We start from the raw sequence: 11,993 nt of genomic DNA on the forward strand, positions 1-11,993 counted from the left end.
AAAACTTGCACCACCACAGAATCCCCATAAACAGAATCTATAATGATGGTTTTTTTTTCATTATCTATGCTTGCAATAATTCCCTCTAGTTTAAAACTATCTCCAAACACCGACATACCCAAGCATAGCGAGATAAAACCAATTAAAATCTTTCGCATAAGAGATTCCTTAGTATGCTCTTCTACCGCACTTCCACTCTATCTCTTGTGCTCCAAATACTTGCCCTTGAGGATAACCATCAATCTCAACAAACATTCCGGGTTTTAAAGCTGTAAAATTATGATAAGTATCATTGCCAAATACTCCGCAATCATCGCCTTTTAATTTTGTATAAGGAAAAACTTGTACAACCATATTGCTACCATTCATTCCGGAAATTGTTATTGTTTTGTTGGCATTATTGACACTAACAATTTGTCCTTGTATGTCCATATCTGCAAAAGCCGGGATACTAATTGCTACACCAAATAACACTGCTAACAACTTTTTAAACTTCATTATAAACTCCTTTGAGATTCATTGGGTAAAATTTTAATCAATTATTGTTAGTTTTTTGTTAAGATTCTACAAATTTTTTAAAGGTCTATTTTGGAATCTATTATTAACCAAAACACTCTTATGTTAGCTCCTCTAGCAGGTTATACTGATTTGCCTTTCCGCGAAGTTGTGAAAAAGTTTGGTGCGGATATTACCGTAAGCGAAATGATTAGCGTGCATGCACTTGCATTTAAAAACAAAAAAACACTAAAAATGGTAGAAAAATCCTCTATTGAAAATCCTTTCGCTTTGCAAATTGCAGGTAATGAGATGAGCATTATCGCACGTGCAGTAGAATCCCTTAACACCTTTAAGGAAGATATTCAAATCTTGGATTTAAATTGTGGTTGCCCTGCACCAAAAGTCTCCAATCACGGAAGTGGAAGCTCTTTATTAAAAGACTTAAACAAGCTAAGAGAGATTCTAAGGCTTATTAGAAAAGTAAGTGAGATTCCTTATTTGAGCGTAAAGGTAAGGCTAGGATTTAACACAAAGATTCCACTAGAAATCGCAAATGCCCTCAATGACACTCCCATTGATTATGTTGTCGTGCATGGTCGCACCAAAGCAGATGGATACAAAAAAGAAAGGATTGATTATGATTCCATTGCTTTGATGAAACGAATCTTGCAAGTTCCACTCATTGCAAATGGTGAAATCAATAGCGTCCAAAAAAGCCAAGAAGTCTTGCGGCACACAGGAGCTGATGGCATAATGATTGGACGCGCGGCAGTTGAAAAGCCTTGGATTTTTGCGCAAATCAAAGAGGGGCTACAAGAGGAAAGTGTTCATTTACGCCGACGCGTAAGTTTAGAACACTTTAATCGCACAATTGCTTTTCGTGGAGACTATGGAGTAATTATGTTTCGCAAAAATCTGCACGCTTATTCCAAGGGCTTAAGAGGCGCAAGCGAATTCCGCACGCTTGTAAATACTATCACGAATCCAGCCTTAATGCGCGAAGCAATTTTAGAGTTCTTTAGCACCACAACCTTTGAGGTTTAATGTGAAAATCAATATTCAATCCCCGCTTCTCTTAGCGCATTGCGAATCGCACGCATTTGAATATTTTTATCAAAACACCATTTGGGAGCAAGAAGTGTATCGTTACGCACTCCAGCACTCACACGATGAATCACGACATTTTGCGGAATCCTTTTGAGAGATTCTACAATCAAATCAATATAATCATTTAAAGAAATAGGCTTATACTCACCCTTTTCATAGAGATTTGCTAAAATCGTTTTTTCAATGATATAAAGCGGGTGAATCTTGATTCCATCACTTCCCCAAGCAATCACAGATTCTAAAGTATGCAACATCATCTCTCTTGTTTCTTTTGGTAATCCATAAATAATATGCGAACAAGCTTTTAAACCGCGATTCTTACTTTCTTTAATCCAATATTCCATATTTTCTGTGCCGTGCCCACGATTGATAAAGTGCAATGTTTCATCATAAACTGATTGGATTCCATATTCCACCCAAATCTCTTGCCCTCTTGCGTGTGCTAATTCACCCAAAAAATCCAACAATTTCAAATCCACAGAATCCGTGCGTGTTCCAATGGACATTCCTACGACATTGGGCAAACTTAATGCAGTAGTATAGATCTTTTCTAAAGTTTCAAAAGGCGCATAAGTATTAGTGAAAGACTGAAAATAAATCATATATTTTTCTACACCAAACTTGTTGCGATGAAAAGCACTCTGCCAATCGTATTGATTTTGAAGCTGCTGAAGTTGCATTTCCAGCAATGGATTCTCTCTCATTTTGGGATTCATTTTAAGGGCAACTTTTGGCTCTTTGTCCAATGTTGGAGAGAAACTTTCGTTTTTACAAAAAATACAACCTCCACGTGCCACACTACCATCAATATTTGGACAAGTAAAGCCCGCCAAAGCAATCGGCACTTTACGCACTCGCTTGCCAAATCTACGTTTGCAATATCGCCCAAAGGTTAGCATTTGTTTCACTCTTATACCCTTAAACAATATATTTGCCATCAAAACAGGCTTGACAATATTGATAATTCTCTACACCAATACTCCGCTTCAATCCCTCAACGGACAAAAAGGACAAAGAATCCGCACCAATAAACTGACAAACCTCTTGGTGGCTCATTTTTGCACTGATTAAATCCTCTCTGCTTGGAGTATCTACACCATAATAACAAGGAGAAATCGTTGGCGGAGAAGAAATTTTCATATGGATTTCTTTCGCACCACAATCTCGCAAAATCTTCACAATCTGACGACTGGTCGTCCCACGCACCACAGAATCATCAATCACAACCACGCGTTTATTTTCAATTAACTCACGAATCGGATTTAATTTTAACTTCACCTTCAACTCACGAATCTGTTGTGTAGGCTCAATAAAAGTCCTTCCCACATAATGATTGCGAATAATTCCAAGCTCAAAAGGAATCCCGCTTTGCCTAGAATACCCAAGTGCCGCTGCAACACCACTATCAGGCACAGGAATCACAAGGTCGGCTTCTACGGGATTCTCTCTTGCTAATTCCTCGCCCATATTCTTGCGAATATCATAAACAAGTCGTCCAAATACTCGGCTATCAGGACGCGCAAAATAAATATATTCAAAGACACAAGGATGAGGATTTGGCAGCATAATACTTTGCGATTCCATACCATTTTTTGAAAAGATTAACATTTCACCCGGCTCCACATCACGCAAATACTTTGCACCCACCAAATCAAACGCGCAAGTTTCACTCGCAACAACATAGCCCTTGCTTCCATCAGAATTAACAATCTCCCCAAGACTCAAAGGGCGGAATCCATATCTATCACGAATCACAAACATTTTTTTGCGACTTAAAATGACAAAGCAAAATGCACCTTTAAGTCGCAAAACAGCCTCTTTGATTCTATCTATTAAGTTTTCTTGTTTCGCTCTTGCAATGAGATGAATAAGATTCTCTGTATCCATATAGCTTTGGAAAATCGCTCCCTCTTTGATAAGCTCGTCGCGGATTTGACGCGCATTTGTGAGATTACCATTATGCACAATCGCAATTTCACCCAAATCATAACGCGCAAATAAAGGCTGTGCATCAGCAATAGAGTCATTCCCTGCAGTAGAATAACGATTGTGCCCTACCGCACTAAAGCCTTTCAGTTTATTCAGTGTCTCATCACAGAAAACTTCCGTTACTAAACCATTCTTTTTAATAGTGATAATTTTCTCACCATTGCTTGTTGCGATTCCAGACGCTTCCTGCCCACGATGTTGCATAGCAAAAAGAGAATAATACGCAATGCTTGCAGCATTTTGAGCATTATAAACACCCACTACCGCACATTCTTCATTCCATTCAGTTTTCAAAGACTGACTTGTTAAGTTTTGATTTCCAATCTGATTTTCCACTTTTTATAATCCCAAAGAATCTTCAATGCTATATAATCCATTTGGCTGTTTTTGTAACCAAAGAGCAGCCTTAATAGCACCTTGTGCGAAAGTCGCGCGAGAAGTAGCAGTATGAATTAGCTCCAAATACTCTCCTTCGCCATAGAATCCGACATTATGAATCCCAGCCACATCTCCTCCGCGCAATGCCATAACACCAATTTCATCTTTATGACGCTCGCCAATATTGCCATTTCTACCACTTGTGCGCACCTTATCTAACTCCAAATTTCTAGCTTTTGCACAAGTTTGAGCAAGACGCAAAGCAGTGCCACTAGGAGAATCTTTTTTATGGTGATGATGGGTTTCTACGATTTCAATATCAAAATCTTTCAAAGCACTTGCTACCAATTTAACCGCTTTATTTAAAACCGCAACTCCCAATGATAAATTACTTGCATATAAAATAGGCATTTTCTTGGAAGCTTCTTTGATTAAATTTTCATGGTGGGATTCCAATCCTGTTGTTCCAATTACAATGGGTTTAGGATTATTAAGAGCCACTTCCAATAACGCACGCGTGCCTTCTGCTGTCGTAAAATCAATAACCACAGCAGAACTTTCTAATAAAACTTTCAAATCACCAGTAATTAACACGCCGGGGTCAATAGAGAAATCTAAATCTTTACGCACATAAACACACTCTAGCTTTACCTCTTGGCTTTTTTTTGCCAAATCCACAACTAATTTACCCACACGTCCGCCAGCACCAAAGACTCCAATTCCTAACATAAAAATTCCTTTTTACTTATGATGTTCAATATATTCAATCGCCCCAAGTGCTGCTGTCGCACCATCTGCTGCTGCACAAACCACTTGTTTTGGAGCATCTATTCGTAAATCACCTGCAACAAACAAGCCCGGTATGTTTGTTTCCATTTTAAGATTCACGATAGCTTGCCCATATTCATTTGTTGCACAAATTGCACTGCCATCTTCTTGCATTAAAACCGAATTATTTACATTAAATCCAATCAATACAAAGATTCCATCTACTTTGATTTCTTTTATAGTTTCCTCTTCCAAATTTTTTAATTTTAGCCCTATTACACCAGAATCATTACCGCAAATTTCCTCAATTCCATAAGGAGTCAAAAACTCAATCTTTGCTTCATTTTTCGCGCGTTCTAATGTAACAGGAGAAGCGCGGAACGCATTTCTACGATGAATTAATGTAACTTTGGAGCAAATTTTGGCAAGATAAATGGATTCCTCCACTGCTGTATCGCCTCCGCCAAGCACTGCCACTTCTTTATTTTTATAAAAAAATCCATCGCAAGTAGCGCAAGAACTCACGCCTTTCCCCCAATACACATCTTCACCTTTAACTCCTGAACGTTTGGGGCTTCCACCCGTTGCGACAATCACAGATTTAGCTTCCACTTCTTTTTGATTACTTAAAACAACCACAAAATGATTTTCTTTTCTTTTAACGCGCACAACCTCTGCCATTTCGTGTTTCAAACCAAATCTAAAACATTGTTCCTGCCAAGGCATCATAAAATCAAATCCACTTTTTACTTCCGCTACTCCGGGGTAATTTTCCATTTCACTACTTGAAGTAATCTGTCCTCCAGGCATACCTTTTTCAAACATTACAACTTCCTTTAAGCCTCCTCTTGTCGCATACAAACCTGCACTAAGCCCAGCAGGTCCTCCGCCAATAATAGCTAGCTCTAACATATTTTACTCCTTATTTTTATTTTCTTTAAAATTAACCAACTTATAAATTCCATTCTCTTTTAAAGAAATATAGAGTTTGGAATTTTTACTTTCTTGATTAAGCAAAAAACATTGCGGCAATCTTCTCACATCAAATTCATGAATCAATTTCAACATTAAAACACTTGAGATTCTTAACTCTACAAGATTATAAACATCTTTTTTCGCATTTCTTCCTTGCTGATATAAATCAAGTGCTAAAAGAATAATGTTTTCTTGCGTATTTTTTCTTAAAAACTCTGTAGATTGAGGGGTAGAGGAAGTATAAAAACACAATTTATATTGCGAAGATTTTGGCTCAAAAAGACTCATTGTGTTTTCTTGATATTGGTAGAAAGAATCCTCATTAAAATTAATTTTTGAAACAGATGTAAAAGCATATTGATAATACAAAAATGCACCAATCGCAAAGATAACAACAAAAGCAATAGGGAGTCCTGGACAGCATTTTTTCATACCCAAAACCCCCTCTCAACCAAAAATCCTAAAAACACTTATTTATAGCAAGCCATCAAGTTTGTCTTTAAAATCCTGCTCGGAAGCTGCTCCAATCATTTCATCAACTTTTTCTCCATTCTTATAAAAGAAAATTGTTGGGATAGAACGGATTCCAAATTTTGTTGCAAGCTCTTGTTGTTCGTCTGTATTGACTTTACAAATTTTAGCTTTCCCCGCATATTGTGATGCAAGATTGTCAATCACAGGAGCTATCATTCTACAAGGACCACACCAAGGAGCCCAAAAATCTACCATTACAACGCCTTCTTTGATAATTTCCTCAAAGTTTTGCTCTGTTAATTCAATATAACCAGCCATAATTTTCTCCTTAAAATATTAAATTTTATGGGTTTAATTATACGATAAATAACTTAAAAAATAAAAACTTTTATGATTCTTTTTAGTTAAATATTTTTTTACTTACCTTCATTGTTCTAGAGAATTTTATTGCATAATTTCTATTAATTGTTGCACGCTCTCTTCATAGCTAATTGCCTCATTATAACTTTGCTTTAAATATTCTTCCATTTTCTCTTTTTTAGCTATGGCTTCATCTAAATCCTTATCACTTCCCGCCTGATAAGCTCCAATTCTAATTAACACTTCATTTTCTTTGATAGCAGAATATAAGCGACGAAACTTCCTTGCTGCCTCTATATGCTCTTCAGTCGCTACATCACCCATTAACCTTGAAGCAGAATTTAAAATATTAATCGGGGGGTAAATTCCAAAATCTGTCAAAGAGCGGTCCAATACAATATGTCCATCTAAAATACTTCTACTTTGATCTGCAATTGGATCACTCATATCATCACCTTCCACCAATACCGTAAAATATGCCGTAATAGAGCCATGTCCTTCCTCTTTACCTGCTCTTTCCATTAATTGAGGCAAAAGCGTTAAAACAGAGGGTGGATAGCCCTTGCTTGTTGGTGGCTCACCAAGCGCAAGCCCAATTTCTCTTTGCGCCATTGCAAAACGCGTTACAGAATCCATAATAAATAAAACATCTTCGCCTTTTGCTTTGAAATATTCTGCAACACTCATTGCGGCAAACGCACCATATTTTCTCATCAAGGGCGAATCATCACTCGTAGCAACAACCAACACTGTATTTGTCAAATCCCCACCTAAATTTTTCTCCACAAACTCTGGCACTTCTCTACCACGCTCTCCAATAAGTGCAATCACTTTAATTTTTGCAGTTGCGCCACGTACAATCATTCCCATAAGAGTAGATTTCCCCACTCCACTGCCAGCAAAGATTCCTAATTTCTGCCCTTTGCCACAAGTCAATAATCCATCAATACTTTTCACACCTACACTAAATACTTCATCAATCATACCACGTCGCATTGCTGCAATAGGAGGACGAATAATGGGCATTGCACCTTCTGCCTTTAAAGTCCCCTTGCCATCTATGGGTTCTCCTAACGGATTAATTACTCTTCCAAGCAATTCAGGACCAATAGGAATCTGCAATCCGCGAGTGTTTAGATAAACCTTATCTCCCACTTTCATTCCTTCAATAAATGAAAAGGGGGTGATTTTAAAATTATCTTTTTCTAATGCTGTAACCATACCCATTGCGCTATTGTCTTCGCCTACAATTCGCACAATATCACCAATATGCGGAATCAGCCCATCTGCTGATAAAAATCCTTGTTCTACTTTAATAATTAAACCAAATGCGGGGGATAAATTTAAACCATTTAAACGCTCTTTTAGATTTTGTAGGGACATTATTAAGGCTCTTTTGTTTTGATTTCAACGAAGTGAAATTTTAATATATTTTTACTAAAATTATAACTTCAAAGAATTAAAATTAGTTTTCTTTTATTTAGTTTTACCTTAAAAGGATAAAAATGCCAAAAATCAGTGTATTTGGCGGTGGAGCTTGGGGAAGAGCCCTACATCTCGCCTTTAGCAAAACAAATCATTGCTCCATTGTTTCGCGTAAAAATTTAGGAATAGAATCGCAAATTTCATCACAAGCCGCACAAGAGAGTGAATTTTTTATTGTTGCGATTGCGAGTTCCGCTTTACATTCTTGGCTTGCAACCTCACCCCTACCAGCAAATTCTAAAATTCTAGTTGCCTCCAAAGGAATTGCACAAGGACAATTCGTGAGTGAGATTTTTGAATCTTTCTATCCTCAAAGCAAACTTTGCTTCTTGGCTGGACCAAGCTTTGCCAAAGAAGTGCAAGATTCTCTTCCTTGTGCATTAAATATCCATTCCAAAGAAATTCATTATGCCAAAGAATGGTTACAATTGTTTCCGAATTTTATCAAACCCTATGCGTGCAATGATGTCATAGGAGGTGAAATCGGGGGAGCATACAAAAATGTCATTGCAATTGCAAGTGGAATCTGTGAAGGAATGAAACTTGGAAACAACGCACGCTCTTCACTTGTGGCACGAGGACTTGTAGAAATGACACGTTTTGGAAAATACTTTGGGGCTAAAGATTCCACATTTTTAGGTTTATCTGGTGCAGGCGATTTATTTTTGACTGCCAACTCAATGCTCTCACGCAATTTTCGTGTTGGAATCGGATTAGCATCGGGCAAATCTCTAATGGCTGTCTTAGAAGAGATTGGGGAAGTAGCAGAAGGAGTAAAAACTTCTAAAGAAATTTACTTAATGAGCCAAAAATATGGAATCTACACACCTATCGCCCAAGAAGTCGCATTAATCATAGATGGAAAGAGTCCAAAACAAAGCTTGAGTGATTTAATGAAAAGCTAACAAAAATCAAAATACAAGAAAAAATATAAATTTAATAAAAATTAAAAAATTTGAAAAAATTTAGCAGATTATAAAAGAGTTAAACGCACTCAAATAAAATTGAGTGTAAATCTATCAAAGCCCAAAAAAGGGCAAAATATTAGAAAGTGCGTTTCAACAACTCTTCTGGACGCAAAATAGTAATGATTCTATCGTCTCTTTTACCGACACCATAAATCAAGCTTTCATCTTGACTGATTGTCTCTGGTGTTGGGTCAATATCAGATTCTCTAATTCGCACTGCCTCTGTTAATCTATCAATAACAAATCCGGCACGTTCTTCTTGATTACGAATCACAATATAACGCGTGTCTTCTGTTGGTTTTTCGTAAGGCAAGCCAAATTTTAGGCGCAAGTTAATTAATGGAACAACCCATCCACGCATATTAAACACACCAAGCACATAATTAGGCACTCCAGGTACTCTTGTATATTCTAAGGGTTTAATAATCTCTTGAATACTTAGAATTGGCACTGCATATTCTTCTGAACCAACCACAAAGGCAACGAGCTGAATGACATTTTCTGTCTCAACAGGTGGCTTTTTTTGTTCTTGTTGTTTTTGTAAAACGTCTTGTAATTGATTACTCATTATTCTGTTACCTCCACAGTTAGGTTAATATTTCGTTTGACAACATTCATCAAATATTCTGGCGAATAAGGTTTCGTAATATATTCTGTCATTCCTGATTCTACACCACGCATTCTATCGGTTTTACTAGTTCGGCTTGTAACTGCCATAAGTGGTAAATTTTTAAACTTAGCATATTTACGAATCTCTGCTGCTAGTGTATAGCCGTCCATTTTAGGCATTTCAATGTCAATCAAAACAGCATCAAAATGTTTATCACCATTTTTAATAATGTCCAATGCCTCAACACCATTTGTCGCTTCCGTTAAAGTGATGCCTAACGGCTTTAAAGATTTTTTCATTATTGCTCTATCCGTCATAGAATCATCCACAATTAAGACTTGATAATCACTTGGAGAAGTTTTCTCACGTTTTGTATCACTTTCTTCTTTGAGTTTATTAATACTCACTTTGACTTGTTTTGCCATTTGCATCATTGCTGCAATATCCACAATCAATGTTACTCTACCATCGCCGCGAATTGTTGCACCTGCAATTCCTTCAGTTCCTTTCAAATAAGAACCTAAAGATTTAATAACAACTTCTTCTTGTCCGATAAGGAAATCCACAATAATACCAATTTTGTTTTCTGCCAAACCAATCACAACAACATAGGCTTGTTCTGAATCATCAAAAACAGAATCCACACCAAAAATATCTGCTAAACGCACAAGTGGCAATACTTCATTTCTTAAGCGTAAAACACTTTTGTTTTCCACTGTATAGATTTCATCTTGCGAAATTCTAACTGTCTCAATAACTGAAGCAAGAGGAATTGCGTAAAATTCTTCTTGCACACCAACAAGCAAAGATTGAATAATTGCCAAAGTAAGAGGAATTTTGAGCTTCAAAGTAGTGCCTTCGCCATGAACACTCTCTACATCAATAATACCATTAAGTTTTTCAATATTGGTTTTAACAACATCCATTCCTACCCCGCGCCCACTTACATTGGTAACGACTTTAGCAGTTGAAAATCCCGCTCTAAAAATTAATCCATAAGCTTCTTTGTCTGCCATAGAATCCGCTTCACGCTCACTAATAAGACCCTTTTCTACGGCTTTAGAACGCAATACATCTGGATCCATTCCCTTGCCATCGTCTTTAATTTCTACAACAATATGATTCCCTTCATTATAAGCTTTAAGCTCAACCGTTCCTTTCTCTGGCTTACCTGCTGCAGCTCTATCCTCTTTGGATTCTACACCGTGGTCGCACGCATTTCTAATCAAATGCACTAATGGGTCGCCAATTTCCTCTACAATAGACTTATCAAGCTCTGTCTCCTCTCCACTGATAACCAAGTCTATTTCTTTACCAAGGTCTCTTGAAAGGTCGCGCACCATACGAGGGAACTTATTAAACACCCTACCGATTGGCAACATTCTTGTTTTCATAACTGCAAGTTGAATATCCGTAGTTACCATAGATACACTTGCAACAACCTGATTGAGCTCTTCTAAAAATTTTTCTCCCTCATAGCGCTCTTCCACATCATTATAGATTTTAATCAGTCGGTTTTTACCAAGAACAAGCTCACCAATTAGATTCATCAAACTATCAAGACGTTTAACATCTACGCGAATCGTTTGTTCCATAGCAGTAGCTGGTGCCTTGCTTTCCTCACCTCCTGAACGAGGTTTTGCAGCTGGTTTAGCAGGAGCTGGCTTTGGCGCAGCAGCAGCTGCAGGTTTGGGTGTAGCTGCAGGTGCTGGTTTAGGAGCGGCAGGAGCAGCTGCTTCTCCAACTTCTCCCGGTGCTTGCACATCACCTAATTCACCTTTTGCACGTTTTTCTTCGCGTTTTTTCTTATCCTCTTCTTGTCGTTTATTAAGCAATCTTTCAATCTCTTTTTCCACTTCTTCAGGAGACATATTGGCATAGTCTGGCTCTGGCTCATCTGCGGCTGGCTCTGGTGCTGGAGCTTGTGGGACTGCCGCAGGTGCTTCTGCTGGAGCTGCTGCAGCTTGTGGAGTTTCACCTTTTGAAATTGCATCTAATCTCTCAACTACACCTGCAATATCACCATCTAAACCTGTATTGGCATCTGTTCCTGTGTCTCTAATTGCATTTAATAATTTTTTCATAAAGTCAATAGATTCCAAAACCACATCCATAATATCTGGAGTAATTGCTAATTCACCATGTCTTGCTTTGTTTAATACATCTTCCATATGATGTGTTAAATGTGTTAGCACTGAGAAATTCAAAAATGAACCGGAACCCTTAATGGTATGAGCTACCCTAAAGATTCTATTTAATAGATCTAAATCATCAGGGTTATTTTCTAATTCCACCAAATCTTGGTCAAGTTGCTCAACCATTTCAAACGCTTCAATTAGAAAATCCTCTAGTATCTCTTGCATTTCATCCATAATTATACC

General features: G+C 37.5%; 12 protein-coding genes. 2 read left to right on the forward strand and 10 right to left on the reverse strand.

The genetic code is table 11. The features are described 5' to 3' along the window. Positions 1-168: 168 nt before the first annotated feature. On the reverse strand, positions 169-498 hold the full coding sequence (locus tag Q1553_RS03155; RefSeq protein ID WP_115550622.1) for a DUF5666 domain-containing protein: 330 nt from the start codon (positions 496-498) through the stop codon (positions 169-171). Positions 499-618: 120 nt separating this feature from the next. Here Q1553_RS03155 and Q1553_RS03160 point away from each other — a divergent pair, with 120 nt between their 5' ends. Then, positions 619-1,542 carry a tRNA-dihydrouridine synthase gene (locus Q1553_RS03160; protein ID WP_115550914.1) on the forward strand — a complete coding sequence of 308 codons (924 nt, stop codon included), beginning with the start codon at positions 619-621 and terminating at the stop codon, positions 1,540-1,542. 8 nt (positions 1,543-1,550) lie between these two features. Here Q1553_RS03160 and Q1553_RS03165 read toward each other — a convergent pair whose 3' ends face one another. The 7 genes from Q1553_RS03165 to fliI all read right to left on the reverse strand — a co-directional run bounded on the left by Q1553_RS03165 (position 1,551) and on the right by fliI (position 7,932). Next, positions 1,551-2,504, reverse strand: coding sequence for a TIGR01212 family radical SAM protein (locus tag Q1553_RS03165; protein WP_297600315.1), 954 nt, complete (start codon positions 2,502-2,504; stop codon positions 1,551-1,553). 19 nt (positions 2,505-2,523) lie between these two features. Further along, positions 2,524-3,888: an amidophosphoribosyltransferase gene (purF, locus tag Q1553_RS03170; RefSeq protein ID WP_115550913.1), complete on the reverse strand. Its 1,365-nt coding sequence runs from the start codon at positions 3,886-3,888 to the stop codon at positions 2,524-2,526. 45 nt (positions 3,889-3,933) lie between these two features. Then, the gene (gene dapB, locus Q1553_RS03175) at positions 3,934-4,701 is read right to left on the reverse strand and encodes a 4-hydroxy-tetrahydrodipicolinate reductase (protein ID WP_115550620.1); all 768 of its coding nucleotides are present in this window, start codon (positions 4,699-4,701) and stop codon (positions 3,934-3,936) included. Positions 4,702-4,713: 12 nt separating this feature from the next. Next, complete coding sequence (trxB, locus tag Q1553_RS03180; protein WP_300691645.1) at positions 4,714-5,652, reverse strand: thioredoxin-disulfide reductase; 939 nt, start codon at positions 5,650-5,652, stop codon at positions 4,714-4,716. A 3-nt stretch (positions 5,653-5,655) separates the two neighbouring features. Beyond that, entirely contained in the window at positions 5,656-6,147 is a 492-nt protein-coding gene (locus Q1553_RS03185; RefSeq protein ID WP_115550618.1) for a hypothetical protein, read from the reverse strand. 42 nt (positions 6,148-6,189) lie between these two features. Then, positions 6,190-6,507, reverse strand: a complete 318-nt coding sequence (trxA, locus tag Q1553_RS03190) for a thioredoxin (RefSeq protein ID WP_115550617.1) — start codon at positions 6,505-6,507, stop codon at positions 6,190-6,192. A gap of 126 nt (positions 6,508-6,633) precedes the next feature. Beyond that, positions 6,634-7,932, reverse strand: coding sequence for a flagellar protein export ATPase FliI (gene fliI, locus Q1553_RS03195; protein ID WP_115550616.1), 1,299 nt, complete (start codon positions 7,930-7,932; stop codon positions 6,634-6,636). A gap of 122 nt (positions 7,933-8,054) precedes the next feature. Between fliI and Q1553_RS03200 the strand changes: the two genes are divergently transcribed. Next, positions 8,055-8,939 (forward strand): NAD(P)H-dependent glycerol-3-phosphate dehydrogenase, encoded by an 885-nt coding sequence (locus Q1553_RS03200; protein ID WP_300842747.1) that lies wholly within the window; start codon positions 8,055-8,057, stop codon positions 8,937-8,939. 139 nt (positions 8,940-9,078) lie between these two features. Here Q1553_RS03200 and Q1553_RS03205 read toward each other — a convergent pair whose 3' ends face one another. Then, positions 9,079-9,570, reverse strand: a complete 492-nt coding sequence (locus Q1553_RS03205; protein ID WP_115550614.1) for a chemotaxis protein CheW — start codon at positions 9,568-9,570, stop codon at positions 9,079-9,081. Next, positions 9,570-11,984 carry a chemotaxis protein CheW gene (locus Q1553_RS03210; protein WP_298496925.1) on the reverse strand — a complete coding sequence of 805 codons (2,415 nt, stop codon included), beginning with the start codon at positions 11,982-11,984 and terminating at the stop codon, positions 9,570-9,572. The genes Q1553_RS03205 and Q1553_RS03210 overlap by 1 nt, the downstream gene beginning before the upstream one ends. Positions 11,985-11,993: the final 9 nt, after the last annotated feature.

It is taken from the genome of Helicobacter sp. UBA3407, assembly GCF_949747025.1.
GTDB classification, from domain to species: domain Bacteria; phylum Campylobacterota; class Campylobacteria; order Campylobacterales; family Helicobacteraceae; genus Helicobacter_D; species Helicobacter_D ganmani.

Bases quoted from the DNA above. Each gene is read 5' to 3' on its own strand.
- Q1553_RS03155 (WP_115550622.1), bottom strand. From the start codon at position 498: ATGAAGTTTAAAAAGTTGTTAGCAGTGTTATTTGGTGTAGCAATTAGT.
- Q1553_RS03160 (WP_115550914.1), top strand. From the start codon at position 619: ATGTTAGCTCCTCTAGCAGGTTATACTGATTTGCCTTTCCGCGAAGTT.
- Q1553_RS03165 (WP_297600315.1), bottom strand. From the start codon at position 2,504: ATGCTAACCTTTGGGCGATATTGCAAACGTAGATTTGGCAAGCGAGTG.
- dapB (WP_115550620.1), bottom strand. From the start codon at position 4,701: ATGTTAGGAATTGGAGTCTTTGGTGCTGGCGGACGTGTGGGTAAATTA.
- trxB (WP_300691645.1), bottom strand. From the start codon at position 5,652: ATGTTAGAGCTAGCTATTATTGGCGGAGGACCTGCTGGGCTTAGTGCA.
- Q1553_RS03185 (WP_115550618.1), bottom strand. From the start codon at position 6,147: ATGAAAAAATGCTGTCCAGGACTCCCTATTGCTTTTGTTGTTATCTTT.
- trxA (WP_115550617.1), bottom strand. From the start codon at position 6,507: ATGGCTGGTTATATTGAATTAACAGAGCAAAACTTTGAGGAAATTATC.
- fliI (WP_115550616.1), bottom strand. From the start codon at position 7,932: ATGTCCCTACAAAATCTAAAAGAGCGTTTAAATGGTTTAAATTTATCC.
- Q1553_RS03200 (WP_300842747.1), top strand. From the start codon at position 8,055: ATGCCAAAAATCAGTGTATTTGGCGGTGGAGCTTGGGGAAGAGCCCTA.
- Q1553_RS03205 (WP_115550614.1), bottom strand. From the start codon at position 9,570: ATGAGTAATCAATTACAAGACGTTTTACAAAAACAACAAGAACAAAAA.
- Q1553_RS03210 (WP_298496925.1), bottom strand. From the start codon at position 11,984: ATGGATGAAATGCAAGAGATACTAGAGGATTTTCTAATTGAAGCGTTT.